The sequence below is a fragment of the Streptomyces sp. NPDC088354 genome (genome assembly GCF_044753585.1).
GTDB lineage: Bacteria > Actinomycetota > Actinomycetes > Streptomycetales > Streptomycetaceae > Actinacidiphila.
The window spans coordinates 55,078-74,726 of record NZ_JBIVNJ010000038.1 but is presented as its reverse complement, the minus strand read 5'-3'; the positions used below and the strand labels follow the sequence as shown (position 1 = coordinate 74,726).

Sequence of the window (19,649 nt, the reverse complement as noted above, 5' to 3'; positions counted from 1 at the left end):
GAATCCCGGGGCGCCCCGGGTGCCCGTGATGCCCGGGGCGGCCGGGGCAGTACCCGGGGAAGTCCGGGAACAGCAAGCACGGGTCCGCGAGACCGCTCTTCGCGCCGGGCTTCACAGCGCCGGCCTGACCGCCGCCGGCGCCCTCCGCATACGCGGCACCCGTCAGAGCACTGGACACCAGGGCCACGCTCGCGGCCACTGCCCACCACGCCCGAGGTATGGCTATTCGGGACAACACGTCACCTCCAGCAAGGGGCCCACAACGCGCGGCAGACGCCGCTCACCAGGAGAGAAACGCTGTTGAAGACAGCAGCGAGCCCACAGCAAGGATGGCTGTCCGCAGTGACCCATGCACATTCAGTAGCCGACCGGGTGATGTCTGTCTCCGCGTACGAACAGCGGCCCGGATCCCCACGTGGGGGCCGGGCCGCTGTGTTGCGCGGGTCAGGCGAGGCGGAAGTTTTCGAGGCGGTGGCCGACGCCCACGCGGGCCATCAGCCGCTTGCTCGGGCATGGGGGCTTCCGACCCAGTGCCCCGTACGCCGTCATTCTGCGGTCCCGGCCCTCCACGGCCTTCCGCGGTGGTTGGTCAGTCCTTGCCGGCCCGTACGGGTTCCGCGGCGAGGGGAGCCTTTCGAGTCTCCGTGGTGCGCCGGGGCAGGGAGTCGCCCTCGATGTCCACGTTCGGCACGGCCCGGTCCAGCCACGCGGGCAGCGCCCAGGCGTGACGGCCGAGCAGGCTCAGTACCGCGGGGACGATGGTGAGGCGGACCACGAAGGCGTCGATGAGGACGCCGACGGTCAGCGCGAAGCCGATCGTCTTGACGGTCGGGTCGTGGTTGAAGATGAAGCCGCCGAAGACGGCCGCCATGATGAGGGCCGCCGCCGTGACGACCCGGCCGCTGCGCTCCACGCCGTGCTCGACGGCGGCCCGCGCGTCCCGGTGGTGGTGGAAGTGCTCCCGCATCCGGCTGACGAGGAACACCTCGTAGTCCATCGCGAGCCCGAACAGGACGCCGATCAGCAGGACCGGGACGAAGCACGCGATCGGGGCCGCCGCCGCGACCTGGAACACTCCGGTGAGGTGGCCGTCCTGGAAGACCCATACGACCGTGCCGATGCCGGCCGCGATGGACAGCAGGAAGCCGAGCACGGCCTTGAGGGGCACCAGGATCGAGCGGAAGGCCAGCATCAGCAGGAGCAGCGCGAGCACCACGATGATCGTGACGAACAGCGGCAGCGCCGAGGACAGCTTCGCCGACACGTCGATTCCGGCGGCGGTCGCACCGGCGACGTAGGCGGTGCCGCCCGCATCGGTCACCGGGGTCACCGCATGGTCGCGCAGCCGGTGCACCAGGTCGGTGGTCCTCTGGTCGTCGGGGCCGGTCTTCGGCACGACGCCGAGCACGGTGATCGCGCCGTCCTCGGTGGCCCTGGGCGGGGCCACGGTCGCGATGTCCGGATCCTTGCCGACGGTCTCGGCGACCTGCTCGACGACCGTCGCGCGCTGCGTCGTGGGTACGCGGGTGCCGTCGACGACGACCACGAGGGTCGCGTTGAATCCGGGACCGAAGCCCTTGGTGAGGAGCTGGTAACTCTTGTGCTGGGTGGTCGCGGCGGGCTGGGTCTCGTTGCTCGGCAGTCCGAGGCGCAGTCCGGCGGCGGGCAGGGCCAGGGCGAGCAGCCCGAGGACGCTCACGGCCAGGACCGGGACGGGGAAGCGTGTCATGAGGCGGCCCCAGGCCAGACCCCAGGACCCGGGCTTGCGCTCGCGGCCGGACGCCTGAGTCCGCGGGGAACTCGCCCCCGGCCGTGCGCTCTTGGGGCGCAGCCGTTCGCCGAGGAAGCCCAGCAGGGCCGGTACGAGGGTCAGGGCCACCAGGACCGCGAGGAGTACGGTTCCGGCGGCGGCCAGGCCCATCACGGTGAGGAAGGGGATGCCGGTCGTGGCGAGCGCGGCGAGCGCGATGATGACGGTCACGCCCGCGAAGGTCACGGCGCTGCCCGCCGTCGCGGTGGCGCGGGCGATCGAGTCGGGCACGTCCTGCTCGGGATCGGCGAGCTGTTCGCGGTGGCGGGAGACGATGAACAGTGCGTAGTCGATGCCGACCGCCAGGCCGATCATCAGCGCGAGGACGGTCGCGGTGTTCGTCATCTCTATGAAGCGGGACAGGAACTGGACGGTCATCACGCCGACCCCGACGCCGACGAGGGCCGTCACCAGGGGCAGCCCGGCCGCCACGAGTGAGCTGAGCGCGAGCGCGAGCACCACGAAGGCCACGACCACGCCGACGACCTCGGCCGGGCCGCCCACCTCGGCCGGCGGCGTGGACACGGTGCCGCCCAGCTCGACCTCCAGGCCGGCCTTCTTCGCCGGGTCCAGGGCCTCGGCGAGCCGGTCCTTGGCGGACTGGGGCACGCTGTTGGCCGGCTTGCCGAACAGCGCGTCGGCGTAGCCGATGGTGCCGTCCCTCGACACCGCGCCGGTCTTCGCCGGGTCGGAGACGTTGACGACGCCCGGCACCGCCGCGACCTCCTTTAGGGTCGCGGCGATGGCACGCCGCTCCTGCTCGCCGGAGAGTTTCGCGCCCTGGGGTGCGGCGAACACGACCCGGGCCGTGCCGCCCGCGGGAACTTCTCCTTCAGCAGGTCCTGGGCCTGCTGGGACTCGATGCCCGGCACTGAGAACTCCGTCGTCGCCTTTCCGCCGAGGGCGGTGCCCAGGCCGGCGGCCAGCGCGAGGAGCAGAACCCACATCGAGAGCACCCGGTACCGGCGGTGCGCCGCCCAACGTCCCAGCGCGTACAAGCGTTTCGCCACGGCAGATCTCTTTCGCTTCGAGGGTCGGCAGCTGTCCGTCCCGCAGGATTTTTGCAGCGTAATGCATTTTTACGCCGTGATGTAAAAATGCAGGTCCGCCGCTATCCTGGACGGCATGGACAAGGTGGCGACGGGGGACGGCCTGCGCGAACGCGGCAAAGCCAGGCGACGGGCCGCGATCACACGCGCGGCCTTCGAGCTCTTCGCGGCGCAGGGCTACGACGCCACGACGATCGCCGAGATCGCCGCGGCGGCCGAGGTGTCCCCGCGCACGGTGACGCTGTACTTCCGCTCCAAACAGGACATCGCCTTCGCGTCCTTCGATGCCACGGTGCTGCACCTGACGGAGGTGCTGCGCGGCCGCGCCGCGGGGGAGAGCGTCATGCACGCCCTGGAGGGCTGGTTGCGCAAGGAGTCAGCCTGCTACGACGAGTCCGACGAGCTCGAACAGCGCATGTTCGAGGTCAACCCGGAACTGCGGGCGGTGCGCACCGCGCGGATGGCGGCGGCCATCGAGGAGGGCGCCCGCATCATCGCCGAGGACACCGGCCAGGCCCCGGACGGGATCGCCCCCCGCCTCGCCGCCGCCGCGGCCGCGGCCGTGGTCACCGAGATCTTCCAGCACCCCGAGGGCAGCGGCCGCGACCAGGCCATCAGCGCGGCCATGGCCTTCCTCACCGCCGGCATCGAGGGCATGACCGCGAGCGCACGCCGCTGACTCCCGCGTCCGGAGGAGCGCCCCCAGGGGTGGATCAGGCAGATACGGCCGCCGCCGTGCCGGACCGGCGCGACGCGGGCCGCACCGCCGACCGCGGCGCGGGACCGGACGGCGGGATCAGCGCGCCCGGCCGGGTCCGCCCGTCGCCTGTGCGGCCGCGCAGGACGAACGCGATCGCCTCGGCCGGCCCGCGCTCGGCGACCCGCGCGGCGAGCATGCGCCGGTGACGGCCGGGTCGGTGAGACCGCGCAGCGTCACGAAGCCCGGGACCCCGATTCGTTCCCGGGACCCCCTGCGCGCACGGCCCCCTGCCGACGCGGGGGACCGTGCCGCCGCGGTGACCGCGCCGATGGCGGCCCGGACGACAGGCACCTCGCCCTCCCGGGCGGGCGAGCGGGCGGGACGAGGACGGCGGTGATGTCGTCAGCCGAGTGGGCCCCAGTCGGGGGTGCGGCGGCCTGTCGGCTTGCCGCCCCCAAACGATCACGGGAAGGTGCCGCCATGACCTCGAAAACCTCTGCCGTGCCCCTGGCTGACCGCGTCGCCGTCGTCACCGGCGCTTCCAGCGGTATCGGAGAAGCGACTGCTGAGCACCTGGCGTCGCTGGGTGCGAAGGTCGCGGTGCTGGCCCGCCGCGAGGACCGGCTCGCCGTCCTGGCTTCGCGCATCGAGAAACAAGGCGGCACAGCCCTGGCGATCGCGGTCGACGTGACCGACGCACAGGCGGTGCGTGCCGCCGCCGACAAGGTGAAGAACGACTTCGGCGGCGCCGACCTGCTGTTCAACAACGCGGGTGTGATGCTGCCGGCCCCGATCGAGGAGCTCGCCACCGACCAGTGGCAGCGGCAGATCGATCTGAACATCACCGGCCTCATGCACCTCATCGGAGCGTTCGTTCCGCAGCTGGTCGAGGCGGCTGCCGAGCGCGGCGTCAGCGACCTGGTCAACACCTCCTCGATCGCCGCGCAGAACATCTTCCCCAACTTCGCCGTCTACTCGGGCACGAAGGCCTACGTCACACACTTGTCGCGCCACCTGCGTACGGAGCTCGGTCCCAAGAACGTGCGCGTGTCGGCCATCGAGCCCGGCATCGTCGGCACGGAGCTGCAGAGTCACGTGACCGATTCCGGTGCCCTGGAGTGGCTGGCGGGTGCCAAGGAGACGATGGAATGGCTGACGGCCGAGGACATCGCCCGTACCGTCGGCTTCCTCGTCTCCCAGCCGGCGCACGTCAACCTCCAGCAGGTCACGATCATGCCCACCGGCCAGCCGAGCTGAGCTGCCGTCAGGTGTGATCCGAGCGGCCATCCCCTGCTTCGCGTGGTCTGCCCTCGTCCTGCCGCGAGCCGCATCGGGCGTCGGAGAACGTTCGCGCAGACACCGTGCCCACGGCTCTACGTGCTGTGCCAAGCGGGACGGGCGCGGCCCACTCTGCTTTCCCTCAAAGCGACCGCGCCGCCGACGGTTCCGCGTACCTGGTGAAGGCTTGGCGCGCGGCCGTCGTCGGGTCGGAGGTACGCACGCGCGTACAGGTGGTCAGCGGGTGACACGCGGGGGAGTGGCCGTGCCGTGCACCCGCTTGGCGTGCCTGGCGTACAGGCGCGGCGCGAGAAACGGGAGAACCAGTCGGGCGGGACCGGGAGCCTCCGCGAGGACCGCCTTGATCACCTCGGGGTCGCCCTCGTACATGGCCATGCCGAAGGCGAGCGGGAGTGCCTTCCTCGGCACTTCGCTCATGCTGTGCTTGCCAAGCTCCTGCCACTCGGTCGCGGTGACGTATTTCTCGGCAAGGGGGAGGATCCGCTCCTCCTCCATCGTCATGTGCTCCAGCAGGACGGCCAGCAGCCGGTCGAACGCGTCGGCGAGCTCGTGCCCGCCGCGCGCGGTGGACCTCCACTCCGGCAGCAGGCGCATCGCCGCGCCGTGGGCGGCCTCGATGGCGTGGTGCTGCTCCTCCATCACCGGCACGATGGCCTCGGCCTCCTCGCCGCCACGCTCGTGGAGCAGCGGCCAGAGGATCACGTCCTCGCCCTCGTGGTGGAAGTGCAGCATGTCGCAGACGAGTTGGGCATGGGAGCCCACGACCTCCGAGCGCTTGGTGTCGTACGGCTCGACGTCCCGTACGAGTTGCGGGAGCAGTCCGAATTCACGGCGGATCATGGTGTGGGCCATGTACATGTCTCGCACATCGGCCATGGCTTCGTCGGTGCTCGGGTTCACGGGTCCTCGATCGCTTGTGGAACGGTCGGCTCATGCGGCCGGCCGGAAAAGCCTGATCGCGACGGACGCCAGGTGTCTAGGAGCTCAGTGCCACATGGAGACGCCGAGTCGCCGCAGATCCGAGGACTTTCGACCTTCGGATCCAGCGCGTCGGATACGCCTCCGGCTGTTGGGGTCACGGTCCCGTAACCGCCCAGCGCCGTCCGGGCCTGGTATCCGGTCCCGGCGCTGCTCACGGGTAACCCGGGTGGTCCGGAAACCGGCCGCATACGCCGCCGCGACGCCCGCGCGCTGTCCGCGCCCGGCGAGAACGTCGGTCGGAACCGCGGACGGTGGTGGACGTCGCCGGGTGGGCGAAGCGCAGGTCGGTCTTGTCGGTCAAGCCCGTCGTCCTCGGCACTGAAGGGCGGACAAGGGCACCTGGCAGGAGCGGCTCCACGCGCCGGCCCGCGCGGACTACGTGTCCCTCCGCGTCACCGCCGAGCAGCACAACGGCAGTGGTGTCACCCAGACCGTCATCCGGGCCTTCGGCCTGAACCGGCCGCCGCGATGGATTCCCCGCCGCCTCGCCGACCGCTGCCCCGGGTGGTCCCTCCGCCGGAGCCGGGGTCGGGGCGCCGTCCGGAACTCCTCGTCCACGCGGGAAAGTTCATCCGCGAGGGCATCGGCGAGACGGCTCGGGACCGCGCCGGCGCGGGCGAGCGGCCCGGCCGTCCACGACCAGGTCGGACCGGCGGCGAAGGCCCGCATCGGCGCAGGGGGAGCTCGGTCGCGCAACCGGTGGGCTCGACCTGTCCGGTCCGCGAGGCGGGCGGACCGAGCGCCGCCGTGGTGGCGACCGGGCCACGGGCTCCGATGATCCACAATCCGGCCGGCATGAGCGCTCCTGTCACGGATGACGATGGGCCTGGAACCGCTGACTGGGTGGCTGAGCGTCATGAGCGTGCGGCAGAGCGTCATCGCTGTCAAGACGCTATCCCGCATTTCGTTGGATTCAATTCGCGGTTGGCGACGATCTTTTGACGGTTCGCCAAAAAGGTTGGGTTGACTCCGGGCAAAGCTCTGGACACCGCCGGGGACCCCGGTTAGCGTTCCAGCCGACCGACGCGATGTTGCGTCGATGTAACGCCAGTGCGGCCTTGTAACCAGCCCCGCCTGCCGGGGCCGTATGTGACGCGTCCTCACCGCCGACGAGAAGCCCAGCGCCGCCCGCCCGCCGCGAGTAGCGGGTTTCCGTTGTGACAGATGTCCCGCACTCCGCAGCACCCCGCCGTGGCGGGGGTTCCCGGCCGCGGCATGTCGCCGTGGCCGTAACCGCAGCAGAAGGGAAGCTCCATGAAGATCCGTTCGTACCTCGTTGCAGCCTCGTTGGTGGCCTCGGGAGGTCTGGTCACGATCGCGGCGCCCGCGCAGGCGGCGCTCACGACCACCTGCGTGGGAGAAGGCGGAGCCGTCACCGTGAACGGCACCCTCGTCGTGCCGGCCGGCGCGTCGTGCACGCTGACCGGTACGAAGGTCAAGGGCGCGGTGACGATCGAGGCCGGCGCCGACCTCGTGGCGAAGGGCGTCACCTTCAGCAGCACCGTCGCCGTCGGTGACAACGCCTACCTGGACATCACCGACAGCACCGTCAAGGGCGCGGTGACCGAGCAGGGCGCCTTCGGCGTGCATGTGCAGAACACCGCGGCCAGCGGCGGTATCTCGGCCGTCGGCGGCTTCCTGTACAGCGTCGACGCGACGGTCAAGGGAGACGTCAGAGCCTCCTCGGGCGAGCTCTACATCTCGGGCACCACTGTCTCCGGCGCCGTCTCCGGCGACGCGAACCTCTACACCGACGTATACGACAGCACTGTCGGCAAGACGCTCACGGTGAACGCCAACACGTTCGGCGGTGTCCTGTGCGCCAGTGAAGTCGAGGGCGACACGGCGTACAAGAACAATTCCGACACCCTCCAGCTCGGCGGCGACGGCCCGCTCAGTTCCTGCGCACAGGCCACCTACCTCGGCGGCGACCTCGCGGTCACCGGCAACAACGCGAACGCGGTCCTGGACAACATCATCGTCCGCGGCAAGCTCACCGCGAGCGACAACAGCCCCGCCCTCCAGGTAGGCGAACTGGCCCGCGTTCGCGGCGGCATCGCCGCGACCACCGCCGCGCCCTCGGCGTCGCTCGCCCGGGCCGCCAAGGCAGCCTCGCAGGACCGCGGCGCCGACCTCGCCGCGAAGGCGGCGGAGCGTACCGCGCAGGCGGAGGCCGCAGCGGCCGCCGCGGGCACCGGGCTGTGATGGCGGCCCGTCCACGGGCAACAAGCGCTCCGCACCGTCAGCGCCGCGCACCTCACACCCCACTCTGCTTCGCCCCATCCACCAAGGAGTGACCGTGGGCCACCTGGACAAATCCTTCGACCGCAGGGATTTCCTGCGGGCCACCGCCGGCACCACCGTGGCGGTCGCCGCCGCCTCGATCGTCGGCGCCGCGACGGCGCCGTCCGCCTCCGCCGCGACCAGCATCCTGTCCATCCCGAAGGACCGCATCTCCCTGCAGCTCTACAGCGTCCGCGACAAGGTCAGCTCGCTCGGATTCAGGGTCGTCCTGGAGGAGATGGCGCGCATCGGCTACAAGGAGGTCGAGTTCGCGGGCTACACCCAGAACACCTCGATCCTCGGCCGGCAGATCACGGTCCAGGAGATCCGGCAGCTGCTCGACGACAACGGTCTGAAGGCGATCGGCAGCCACGTCGGCATCGGGGACTTCAGATCCAACCTCCAGGCCCAGCTCGACGCGGCGGAGATCCTGGGCATGCCGCACGTCGGCACCGCCAACGCACCGTCGAACTCCAACACGGTCGCCGGCTACCTGGCCGCCGCGGAGGAGTTCAACGCCTGGGGGCAGGCGGCGGCCGCCCGCGGCCTGAAGCTGTACCAGCACAACCACGCCGGCGAGTTCGCCTTCGCCACCGACCAGCCGTCGGTCCGGCTGTACGACGTGTTCCTGCGCAACACCGACCCGCGCTACGTCTACCTGGAGCTGGACGTGTACTGGGCCTACGTGGGCCAGCACCGCTGGCCGGGATTCGACCCCGCGGCCTACGTGCGCAACCAGCCCTACCGGTACCCGCTGTTCCACATGAAGGACGGCGCCGCCAGCTCGGGTGCGGACGGCTACTCCATCGTCGAGTTCGGCGCCGGCGTCCTTCCGTACCAGCAGTTCATCCGGGACATCGGAGCCCGCGGCAGCCACATCGGCATCTGGGAGCAGGACACCGCGCCCAACACCCAGCCCAACCCGCCGGGTTCGTTCGGCGCCGCGCAGCGCAGCTTCACCGCCCTGAAGCAGCTGCTGGCCTGATCGCAGGCACCCGATCGGGCCGAGCCCGCCGTTTGCGTACCGCTGCCACGGCGCAACCGGCGGGCCGGCCCGGCTGCGCACCTCCTGACCCGAACAGACCAAGGAGACGCATCACTGTGTACCGTACCCTGAGAGGCCTCATGGCCGGGGTGCTCCTGGCATCGCTGCCTATGCTGGGCGGTCTGGCCCTGGCACCGGCCGCGCAGGCCCACCCGGACGACGCACACACGGACCACGCGAGCACGGCCGCCGACCCCGCCGTGGACTGGTCGAACTACGAGAAGGTCACGCTCAGCAAGGAGACCGGCGAGCCGATCGACCTCGCCGTGCTGCCCGATCTGCGCGTCCTGCACACCGCCCGCAACGGCGATCTGCGGGTGACCGACCCCGGCACGGGAATCACCAAGGTCGTGAACCACCTCGACGTCTACCAGAACTCGGAAATGGGTCTGCAGACCGTCACCCTCGACCCGGACTTCGCGACCAACCACTGGGTCTACCTCTACTACTCGCCGCCGCTGAGCACTCCCACCGGCGCGGCCCCCGAGCGGCTGCCGTCCGGGCAGACCGACGCGTACTGGAAGCAGTGGGAGGGCTACGACTCCCTCACCCGCTTCAAGTGGACGGGGGACAAGCTCGACCTGTCCACCGGCCAGGAGATCATCCGCGTCACCACCAACCGCGGTCAGTGCTGCCACGTCGCCGGCGACGTCGACTTCGACGCGCAGGGCAACCTCTACCTGGCCACCGGCGGCAACACCCCCGCGTCGGGTCCCAACGTCAACGGGTACACCCCGATCAACGACGCGGCGACCTACAACCCCGGCCTCGACGAGCGCCGCGGCTCGGGCAACACCAACGACCTGCGCGGCAAGATCCTCCGCATCCACGTGCAGGAGGACGGGACCTACACGATCCCGGCGGGCAACCTGTTCCCCGTCGACACGCCCAAGACCCGTCCCGAGATCTTCGTGATGGGCCTGCGCAACCCGTACCGGATGGCGGTGGACAAGGCCACGGGCGCGGTGACGTGGGGCGACTACGGCCCCGACGCCGGAAACGCCGACCCCAACCGCGGACCGATGGGCTACGTCGAGTGGAACACCACCAGCACGGCGATGAACAGCGGCTGGCCGTTCTGCACCGGTGACAACACCCGTCCCTACCGGGACTTCGACTTCGCCACCCTCACCCCCGGCCCCGCCTTCGACTGCGCCGCGCCGGTCAACGACTCCCGCTGGAACACCGGCCTCACCGAGCTGCCCCCGTCGAGGGCGGCCACCTTGTGGTACGGCGACCGCGACACCGACCAGCCGTGGCCGGAGCTCACGGCCTTCCGCGGTCCCGGCGGTCCCGGCGGCCAGGCCCCGATGGGCGGCCCGGTCTACCACTACGACGAGTCCAATCCCGCTCCGGGCAAGTTCCCCGCCTACTGGGACGGCAAGGCCTTCCTCGGGGAGTTCTCCCAGGACTACGTCGCCGCCCTCACCCTGGCCGGCCCGGACGGACCGGTCACCAAGCTGGAGAACGTCCTCCCGAACAGCGAGCGTTCCGAGAACGGCATCCCGCCGTGGGACAACCCCATGGACCTGGAGTTCGGCCCCGACGGCGCGCTCTACGTCCTCGACTACGGCGACGGCTTCTTCCGGCAGAACCCCGACGCGGGCCTCTACCGGATCGACTACGCGGAGGGCAACAAGGCCCCCACCGCGGTGATCAGCGCCAGCCCCTCGTCGGGCCAGGCGCCGCTCACCGTCTCCTTCAGTGCGACCGGCTCCACCGACCCGGAGGGCTCCGCCCTCACCTACCAGTGGGACCTCGACGGCAACGGCACTTTCGAGGCCACCGGTCCCACGGCCACCCGCACCTATCCCGACAACGGCCAGCTCCGGGCCCGTCTCAAGGTCACCGACCCCGAGGGCAAGACCGGCCTGACCAGCAAGCAGATCACCGTGGGCAACACCGCACCGACGGTGGCGTTCACCTCCCCGCCCAACGGCGGATTCTTCACCTGGGGCGACGTGGTGCCGTACGCCACCCGGATCGACGATCCGGAGGACGGCACCAACGTCGACTGCACCAAGGCCGCCTGGACCCTGGGCCTCGGCCACAACCAGCACGGTCACCCGGTGAGCAGCGGGACCGGTTGCTCGGGGGCGATCACCACCCCGGCCGACGCGGGCCACGGTGACACGGAGAACGTCTTCGGAGTCCTCGGTCTCACCTACACCGACCGGGGCGCCGGCTCTGTGCCGCCCGCGACCAGCGACGCCCAGGTCGTCCTCAACCCCGCCCTCATGCAGGGCGAGCACTACGACTCGTCCCAGGGCGTCGTGATCACCGATGACGCCACCGCCTCCGGACAGCGCAAGCTGACCGCCTTCGACAACGGCGACTGGATCGGCTACGACCCGGTGTCCTTCGCCGGCATCACCGGGGTGCAGACCCGCGCCACCGGCGCCGGAACGCTGTCGCTGCGCTGGGGCACACCCAGGTCCGACCCGTTCGCCACGATCACGGTCCCGGCCGGCGACGGCTGGCAGACGGTCAACACGGCGCTGAGCGCGGCTCCCACCGGCACCGGGCAGCTCTACGTCACGTCCTCGGGCGGTGTCGACGTGGACTCCTTCACCTTCCAGGGGTCCGGTATCGCCGACAGGACCCCGCCGACGGTGACGGCCACGCTCAACCCGGCGCAGCCCACCGGCAGCAACGGCTGGTACACCGGCAATGTGTCGCTGACCGTCAACGCCACCGACAATGGGGCCGTCAGGAGCCGGGAGTACTCGCTCAACGGCGGAACGACCTGGCTGAGCGCGAACAGCACGGTCACCCTCTCCACGGAGGGGATGAGTTCCATCCGGTACCGGGCGACGGACACGGCCAGCAACATCTCCGCGGTGGGCACCGTCGCCGTGCGGATCGACAGGACCGGACCCGAAGTGACGGTCACCGGTGTGACGACTGACGCCGCCTACGGGGACTCCCAGCGCCCGACGCCGGTGGTCTCGGTCACGGACGCGGTCTCCGGAGGGCCGACCGCCACCGCGCTGCTGGACGGTACGGCCGTCACCCCCGGGCAGCCACTGCTGCTGTGGCGGTTGCCGCTGGGTGGCCACGACTTGGTGGTCACGGGTCGTGACGCGGCGGGCAACACCACCACGCGCACGGTGCACTTCACCACCCGCACCTCCTTCGACGAGCTGGACGCCCTGATCACCCAACTGCGTGCGGAGAACCGGCTGACCGAGCAGGGTCAGCAGCGGCTGACGGTCCGGCTCGACCAGGCCCGGGCGCACGCCGACGCAGGGCGCACCAACCAGGCGGCCGCGGTCCTGGACCAGGTCGCGCAACTGGCGGCGGACACCAGGCTGGTGACCGACGCGACCGCGCGGACCGCTCTTGCCCGCGACGCCCTCGCCGTGAAGGGAGGCCTGGCCGGCTGATGCGAAGGGTGCTGCCCGGCCGTCACGCCGGGCAGCACCCCTTGGCACTCCCGGGGCCGGGACTCCGGTCGGGTAACTGCTCGACGCACCGATGCTTTCTTCGTTTCGAATTTAACTTTTGACGATCTGTGTGAAAGCCATTGACGCTTATGAAGTTACGCCCCTAACGTTTTGTCACACATTCGGCTGATACCCAGGAAGTGAGCCTGTGAGCATCCAGTACCGCGTGCTGAGCCTGTTGCGCGACCTCGGGCCGTTGTCGCGCGCCCAGCTGACCGACCAGCTGGAAGTGGCGAGGCCGAGGCTGCTGGCTGAACTCGACCGTTTGATCGCGGCCGGAAGGGTGCTCGAGGCGGGGCCGGCCACCTCGCGAGGCGGCCGCCCTTCCACGCTTGTCCAACTCGATCCCGACATCCGGTTCGCGGCGGTGGACCTCGGTGCCAGCTCGATCGACATCGAGATCACCGACGGAGGGCTGGAACCGATCGCCTCGTATGCCGAGGCCGCCGATATCCGCAAAGGCCCGCGTGCGGTCCTGGACCGGGTCAACGAACTGCTGCACAAAATGGCGGACCAGGCCGGGTGCGCGCGGTTCAACTCGATAGGAATCGGGCTGCCGGGGCCGGTCAGCTTCAAGGAGGGGATCTCGGTCTCCCCGCCGATCATGCCGGGCTGGGACCGCTTCCCGGTCCGGGACACCCTCACCCGGGCGCACGGCTGCCCGGTCGTGGTGGACAACGACGTGAACGTGATGGCCCTCGGCGAGCGGTACGGAGGAGTCGCCAAGGCCGTCGACAACCTGCTGTTCGTGAAGATCGGCAGCGGCATAGGCTGCGGGGTCCAGGTGCACGGCCAGATCTACCGGGGGTCGGAGGGGTCCGCGGGCGACATCGGCCACATCCAGGTCGAGGCCGAGGGACCCGTCTGCTCGTGCGGCAAGACCGGCTGCCTGGAGGCGTTCTTCGGCGGTGTGGCCCTGGCCCGTGACGCCACCGCCGCCGCCCGTTCGGGGCAGTCGCCGGCGCTGGCCGAACGCCTTGCGGCGGACAGCGTCCTCACTGCTGTGGACGTGGGGGAGTGCGCTGCCGGCGGGGACGTCACGTGCGTCAACCTGATCCGGGACGGCGGCCACCGGGTGGGACAAGTCCTCGCCACGCTCGTCAGCTTCATCAACCCGTCGATGATCGTGATCGGCGGCGGCGTCTCCGGGCTCGGCCATCTGCTGCTCGCCGAGATCCGCAGCGTCGTCTACCGGGGCTCGCTACCGCTCGCCACGGGGAACCTGCAGATCGTGCTGTCGGAACTCGGCCCGCGCGCCGGAGTGACCGGCGCGGCACTGCTCGCCAGCGAACTCGACTTCGAGAGACATTTGTGACGGACCGTCGAACCGACGGTACGACCCGATGCAATGCTGCCCAGCACGGCACGGCACACTCTCCCGCTCCCCCGGACGCCCGAAGGGTGAGGCCGGCGCGGGAGCGCGGGGTCAGCGGTTGGTGGACGCCAGTGCCCGCGCGGTGTAGCGCGCGCCGCTGACTTCTTGGGCCGGGACGGCGGCGCCGAGTGCGGAGCGTTCGTCCTGGGTCAGGACGAGGTCGGCGGCCGCGGCGTTCTCCTCGAGGTACTTTCGCCTCTTCGTGCCCGGGATGGCGACGGCGCCCTGTGCGTTGACCCACGCGAGCGCGACCTGTCCCGGTGTCGCGCCGCGCGCGCCGGCGATCTCCCGTATGCGTTCGACCAGGACGAGGTTGGCCGCGATGTTCTCCGGCGAGAAGCGCGGCAGTCCGCGCCGCGCGTCGTCCGGCGCCAGGTCGTCGACGCTACGGATGGCCCCGCTCAGGAAGCCGCGGCCCATCGGTGAGGAGGCGACCAGGCCGATGCCCAGTTCGTCCATCGTCGCCTTGCGGCCGTTGTCCAGCAGGTCCTGGCTGAACAACGACATCTCCGACTGGACCGCGGTGAGTGGGTGCACGGCATGGGCCCGGCGGATGGTCTCGGAGGACACCTCGGAGAGTCCGATCCAGCGGACCTTGCCCGCGGTGACCAGCTCGGCCATCGCGCCGATGGTGTCCTCGACGGGCGTGCGGGGATCGACCCTGTGCATGAAGTAGAGGTCGATCACCTCCGTGCCCAGATGGCGCAGCGAACGCTCCACGGCCCGGCGGACGTGTTCCGGCCGGCCGTCCAAGGGGCCGGGCGTGCCGTCGTCGGCGAAGTCGACGCCGAACTTCGTCGCAAGGACGACCTCGTCCCGGCGGTGTCCCAGCGCCCGGGCGATCAGCCTCTCGTTCTCGAAGGGGCCATAGGACTCGGCCGTGTCGATGAACGTGACTCCCAGGTCCACCGCGCGGTTGAGCGTGAGCACGGACTCCCGCTCGTCCCCGGCGCCGTAGTCCACGCTCATCCCCATCGCACCCAGGCCCTGCACCGGCACGCGCAGTCCCTGACGACCGAGGTCCACCGTCCGCATCGTGCATCCCCTTCCCGTTGGCATCGTCCGTCACCCCGCACTCCGTTCCAGGAGAGGAACACCCGATGCGCTCGATCACGTACAGCGGAGTCCGTGGAAAGTCCGCACAGACAGAGACCGTCCTGCCTGCGCGTTTGTGACACCGGGGGCCTGCGGAGCGGCAGGGTTACGCTGTCGAGCCCAGATCGGCGGTGAACCAGCGTTCCGGCCTCATACGGACCACGACGTGGTCGGCGAGTTCCACCTCGGCCATGGCCACAAACCTGTCGAGTGCCTCACCGGACAGGTAGCGGCCGGCCATCGCGCGATGGAGGGAGCTGGTCCCCTCGGCTGTCTCGGCAACCGGTCCTTCGACCGAAACGTACCGGGTCGTCGGCTCCGTGCGGTGGACCAGCAGGCTGAAGCGGCCCGCCGCCCTGATCAGGGTCATCTTCGAGGAACCCGCGCCGGTGAGGATCCACGGCAGTCCGCCGGGCACATAGGAATACCAGATCGGAATCACCAAGGGCCCGCGGTGATCGCCGGCTGCGACGCCGAGCGCGGCGACGTGCGACTCGGCCAGAAAGCTTTCGCGTTCGTCCCGTGAAAGTTCCATGCCTCGACTGTAGGCCCGGCCGCTGACAACGCTTCCGCGAGACCGAGCAGGCAGAGATCCCGGGGATCGGAGAAGACGCACCACGGGCGCAGGGGACACGTACCGCCCGAAACGCATTCGCCGGCGTCGGAGTTGTCGCCGCCGGCGGCACCACGGCCCGACGGGGACGACCTGGTCGCCCGTCCGCTTGACCGACCCCGCTCCTGCCGACCGCCGACCGCCGACCGCGTGACCCCGATCACGGGCATGGCTGAGCATGGATGCCAGGCGCCGAATGACGTTGCCTTGTGTCCATGAACGAAGACCGGGAGTTCCCCTTCCCCCCGCCCTCCCACTGGATCAACGGCCGCGCCGTCCAGGGCTCGGGCCCGCTGATCGACGTCGTCAACCCCGCGGACGAGTCCGTGATCGCTTCCGTGCACGAGGGCACCGAAGCGGATGTGGACCTGGCCGTGGACGCCGCGCTGGCCGCCTTCCCCGGGTGGTCGGCAACACCCCCGCCGGAGCGCATCGCCGTCGTCCGACGGCTCGCCGAGGGTCTGCAGGAGCACGCCGAGGAGCTCGCCGCCACCATCACCCTGGAGATGGGTGCCCCCATCTCCTTCTCCCGGCAGGCCCAGGCCGGCTTCCCGGTGGCCTCGACCTTGGCGGCGGTCACCGCGGCGGAGAGGTTCGCATGGACGGAGGTGATCGAGAACTCCCTCGTCATCCACGAGCCGATCGGCGTGGTGGGTGCCATCACTCCCTGGAACTTCCCTCTGCAGCAGCTGGTGACCAAGGTCGTGCCCGCGATGCTGGCCGGTAACACCGTGGTCCTCAAGCCGTCGGAGATCTCCCCGCTGAGTGCCCGGATGTTCGCGGAGATCGCCACCCGGGCCGGAATCCCGAACGGTGTGTTCAACGTCGTGCAGGGCACCGGTCCGGTCGTCGGCGAAGCCATCTCCCGGCACCCGAAGATCGACATGATCTCCTTCACCGGTTCCACCCGTGCCGGCAAGAGCGTCTCCGTCGCCGCCTCCGACACTGTCAAGCGGGTCGCGCTCGAGCTGGGCGGCAAGGCGGCCCACATCGTCCTGCCCGAGGCCGACCTCGACTTCGCCGTCGAGCGCGGCCTGGCATACGCCTGGGCCAACGGTGGGCAGGCCTGCGGCGCCTACGTCCGCATGCTGGTCCCGCAGGATCTCCAGAGCACCGTGGTGGAGAAGCTGCGGGCGGCGGCCGGGGAGTACACGGTCGGCGACCCCGCGGACGAGGCCACGCGGATCGGCCCGGTCGCCTCGGAGACCCAGCGGCAGCGCGTGGACGGGTACATCCGGCGCGGCATCGCCGATGGCGCGCATCTCGTCGTCGGCGGCCCCGGGCGGCCCGAGGGATTCGAGAACGGCGCCTATGTCAGGCCGACGATCTTCTCCGACGTCGACCCGCACTCCGTCATCGCGCAGGAGGAGATCTTCGGCCCTGTGCTGGCCGTGATCCCGTACACCGACGACGACCACGCCGTCGAGATCGCCAACGGCACCGTCTACGGGCTCAGCGGTGCCATCACCGGTGACGAGGAGCACGCCATGGCGATCGCCCGGCGCCTGCGCGTCGGCCAGGTCGACGTCAACGGAGGGAAGCACAACTTCCAGGCCCCCTTCGGCGGCTACAAGCAGTCGGGCAACGGCAGGGAGATGGGCCGCGCAGGCATCGAGGAGTTCCTGGAGAGCAAGGCGATCACCCGCTGACGCCCTCCTGGTGAAGACTCCCGGAGGGCACGGGTTCCCCCACCCGAGCCCTCCGGGTGCCGAGGGCGGCCGTGGACGGCACCACTGTCCGCGGCCGCCCGTGAGGGATGGTGCCGGACGGCACACCCTCCCTCGGATGGGAATCGTCGGCCACGTCACGTTGCTCACCCCCACATGGGTCACCTCCTCGGCCGTGGCTGCCGTCTTTGACGCAGGCGGGGCCCGTGGCCCACGGATCGCACGGGAACGGCCGGCAGAGCGAAAGGACGACGATGGCGGATCGGGCAGGACTGGCCGCGTTTCTGCGGGCACGGCGCGAAGCCCTGCAGCCGGAGGACGTAGGGCTGCTCCGCGGCCGGCGCAGGCGCACCCGCGGGCTGCGCCGAGAGGAGGTGGCCGCGCTGTGCGACATGTCGGCCGACTACTACAGCCGGCTCGAGCAGCCACGCGGCCCCAACCCGTCGGAGTCCATGCTCGCCGCCATCGCCCGCGGTCTCCACCTGTCCCTGGAGGAGCGCGACCACCTCTTCCAACTCGCCGGTCACGCCAAGCCCCGGCAGCGGCGGCGTGACGACCACATCAATCCGGGGATGATGCGCGTCCTGGACCGGCTGGAGGACACTCCCGCCCAGGTCATGAACCACCTGGGCGAGACCTTGAAGCAGACGCGCATGGCGGCCGCGCTGCGAGGCGACGAGACGGGCCACACGGGACTGGCCCGCAGTGCGCACTACCGGTGGTTCACCGACCCCGCGTCGCGTCTTGTGCACCCGGAGAGCGACCACCCCGAGCAAAGCCGGCTGATGGTGGCGGACCTGTACGGCGCCTACACCCGGGACGGCGCGGACTCACGAGCCGCCGAACTCGTCGACGCGCTGCGATCCGAGAGCGCCGAGTTCGCCGGGCTGTGGCACGAGCGGCCGGTGCTGGGGCCGTACTGCGCCTCCAAACGCTTCCGGCATCCGCAGGTCGGCACGCTGGAACTGCACTGCCAGACGCTCGTCGACCCCGACCAGTCCCAGCGGCTTCTGGTCTACACCGCGGTGCCGGGCACCGAGAGCCACACCAGCCTCCAGCTCCTGTCGGTCGTCGCGTGACGGTTCGGGCGGCGGGCACCGGGCCGGGCGGCGGCCCGTATGTTCCGACCCGCTCACCTCGCGCGCCCACCCGCTGAAACGCCTGGTCGCGTCCCACCGCCGGAACCCGCGCCGTTGAAGCTCTCTAGACCTGGGGAAGCGAAGGATCGGCCGTCCAGGGAGATGGTGCGGTGAGGGACCAGCGTTCGTGGTCGTGCCAGGCCCCATTGACGTAGAGATAGGCGGGCGACAGGCCTTCGTAACGAAAGCCCAGGCGCTGGACCAGGGCCGAAGACGCCTTGTTCGCCGGTCTGATGTTGGCCTCCAGGCGGTGGAGGCGCAGGTCGTCGAAGGCGTGGTGCAGGGCGACGGTGACCCCTTCGGTCATGTAACCCCGGCCCGCGGACGGGGCGAAGGCCGCATAGCCGATGGAAGCGCCCTGGTAGCGGCCCCGGATGATCGAGTTGATGTTGACCATGCCGGCAGCCGTACCGGTCTCCTTGACCCGGATCATGAAGCCGAGGTTGGTGCCGTCGCTGAAGCGGTGCATCCATCCGTGGAACTCCTCCGCGGTCGCGGGCAGTTGCATCCACGGTAGGTGGAACTCGGCGCTGGCCCTCACGAGCGAGCAGAACTCCTCCTGGTCGGCGAGGGTGAGCGGACGCAGGTCGACCCGTGACGGCGTAGTGGGCATGGGCCAATGGTAGGGCTGTGTACGGAGCGGAAGATCACCGCGAAGCGCTGCCGCCGACGATGGCCGAGCTGATGAAGCCGAGGACAGCGTTCGGCGGCTCCCGTACCCCGTCGGCTTCGATGCCCCCGTGGCAATGCGGGTCAGGACCGAGCCGCCCGCCGGCCGCGGTCCACGACGCACACGTCAGGCATGGCCGGACGGTCGCCGGTGGTGACGCCGGGTGGCGGGCCGGTGACGCTTCGGAAGGCGCAGCGGTGTCGCAGAGTCGGCGGCCGACGCGCTCAGTCCTAGCAATCGTCTCGAATAGTGGACGCGCGTGGACCTGGTCACCCTCGGACTCGGGGTGCAGCGATGAGGTGCGTCTTCCCAGCTCAAAGGCGCCTTTGTGGCTTCGTGCGAGAGCGAACACAGTCGATGTCGGCTTCCGTTTCCGGCGAGAATCGTCTCGCTATATGGGACGCCTTTGACGTGGGATCTCCGCCTGGCGGATAAAGAACACACCCATAGGCCATTTCTTCGCGCAGCGTCACCTCG

General features: G+C 70.3%; 14 protein-coding genes. 9 read left to right on the top strand and 5 right to left on the bottom strand.

What is annotated here, in order from left to right:
- Window positions 1-589: 589 nt before the first annotated feature.
- Window positions 590-2,608 (bottom strand): MMPL family transporter, encoded by a 2,019-nt coding sequence (locus tag ACIP98_RS34835; RefSeq protein ID WP_401979977.1) that lies wholly within the window; start codon window positions 2,606-2,608, stop codon window positions 590-592.
- A 327-nt stretch (window positions 2,609-2,935) separates the two neighbouring features.
- On the opposite strand from ACIP98_RS34835, the gene ACIP98_RS34830 reads away from it, so the two are divergent.
- From ACIP98_RS34830 to ACIP98_RS34820, 3 genes are all read left to right on the top strand, one after another.
- Entirely contained in the window at window positions 2,936-3,538 is a 603-nt protein-coding gene (locus tag ACIP98_RS34830; protein WP_319661025.1) for a TetR family transcriptional regulator, read from the top strand.
- Window positions 3,539-3,567: 29 nt separating this feature from the next.
- The gene (locus ACIP98_RS34825) at window positions 3,568-3,765 is read left to right on the top strand and encodes a hypothetical protein (RefSeq protein ID WP_401979975.1); all 198 of its coding nucleotides are present in this window, start codon (window positions 3,568-3,570) and stop codon (window positions 3,763-3,765) included.
- Between the two features lie 274 nt (window positions 3,766-4,039).
- The gene (locus tag ACIP98_RS34820) at window positions 4,040-4,816 is read left to right on the top strand and encodes an SDR family oxidoreductase (protein ID WP_319661023.1); all 777 of its coding nucleotides are present in this window, start codon (window positions 4,040-4,042) and stop codon (window positions 4,814-4,816) included.
- Window positions 4,817-5,074: 258 nt separating this feature from the next.
- On the opposite strand, the gene ACIP98_RS34815 is transcribed toward ACIP98_RS34820, so the two are convergent.
- A complete protein-coding gene (locus ACIP98_RS34815; RefSeq protein WP_401979972.1) occupies window positions 5,075-5,734 on the bottom strand; it encodes a hemerythrin domain-containing protein in 660 nt (219 codons plus the stop codon).
- A gap of 1,359 nt (window positions 5,735-7,093) precedes the next feature.
- Here ACIP98_RS34815 and ACIP98_RS34810 point away from each other — a divergent pair.
- The 4 genes from ACIP98_RS34810 (at window position 7,094) to ACIP98_RS34795 (ending at window position 13,928) form a co-directional block, all read left to right on the top strand.
- Window positions 7,094-8,044: a hypothetical protein gene (locus ACIP98_RS34810; RefSeq protein ID WP_319661021.1), complete on the top strand. Its 951-nt coding sequence runs from the start codon at window positions 7,094-7,096 to the stop codon at window positions 8,042-8,044.
- Between the two features lie 94 nt (window positions 8,045-8,138).
- Window positions 8,139-9,107 carry a sugar phosphate isomerase/epimerase gene (locus ACIP98_RS34805; protein WP_319661020.1) on the top strand — a complete coding sequence of 323 codons (969 nt, stop codon included), beginning with the start codon at window positions 8,139-8,141 and terminating at the stop codon, window positions 9,105-9,107.
- Between the two features lie 140 nt (window positions 9,108-9,247).
- Window positions 9,248-12,553, top strand: coding sequence for a PQQ-dependent sugar dehydrogenase (locus ACIP98_RS34800; protein ID WP_401979970.1), 3,306 nt, complete (start codon window positions 9,248-9,250; stop codon window positions 12,551-12,553).
- 208 nt (window positions 12,554-12,761) lie between these two features.
- Window positions 12,762-13,928, top strand: a complete 1,167-nt coding sequence (locus ACIP98_RS34795; RefSeq protein WP_401979968.1) for an ROK family protein — start codon at window positions 12,762-12,764, stop codon at window positions 13,926-13,928.
- 111 nt (window positions 13,929-14,039) lie between these two features.
- On the opposite strand, the gene ACIP98_RS34790 is transcribed toward ACIP98_RS34795, so the two are convergent.
- Window positions 14,040-15,023 (bottom strand): aldo/keto reductase, encoded by a 984-nt coding sequence (locus ACIP98_RS34790; protein WP_401979965.1) that lies wholly within the window; start codon window positions 15,021-15,023, stop codon window positions 14,040-14,042.
- Between the two features lie 166 nt (window positions 15,024-15,189).
- A complete protein-coding gene (locus ACIP98_RS34785) occupies window positions 15,190-15,618 on the bottom strand; it encodes a pyridoxamine 5'-phosphate oxidase family protein (protein ID WP_401979962.1) in 429 nt (142 codons plus the stop codon).
- 293 nt (window positions 15,619-15,911) lie between these two features.
- On the opposite strand from ACIP98_RS34785, the gene ACIP98_RS34780 reads away from it, so the two are divergent.
- A complete protein-coding gene (locus tag ACIP98_RS34780; protein ID WP_401979960.1) occupies window positions 15,912-17,345 on the top strand; it encodes an aldehyde dehydrogenase family protein in 1,434 nt (477 codons plus the stop codon).
- Between the two features lie 272 nt (window positions 17,346-17,617).
- A complete protein-coding gene (locus ACIP98_RS34775) occupies window positions 17,618-18,442 on the top strand; it encodes a helix-turn-helix transcriptional regulator (RefSeq protein WP_319661014.1) in 825 nt (274 codons plus the stop codon).
- Window positions 18,443-18,566: 124 nt separating this feature from the next.
- Here the strand turns inward: ACIP98_RS34775 and ACIP98_RS34770 are convergent, their stop codons facing one another.
- Window positions 18,567-19,115, bottom strand: coding sequence for a GNAT family N-acetyltransferase (locus ACIP98_RS34770; RefSeq protein ID WP_401979956.1), 549 nt, complete (start codon window positions 19,113-19,115; stop codon window positions 18,567-18,569).
- Window positions 19,116-19,649 lie beyond the last annotated feature (534 nt).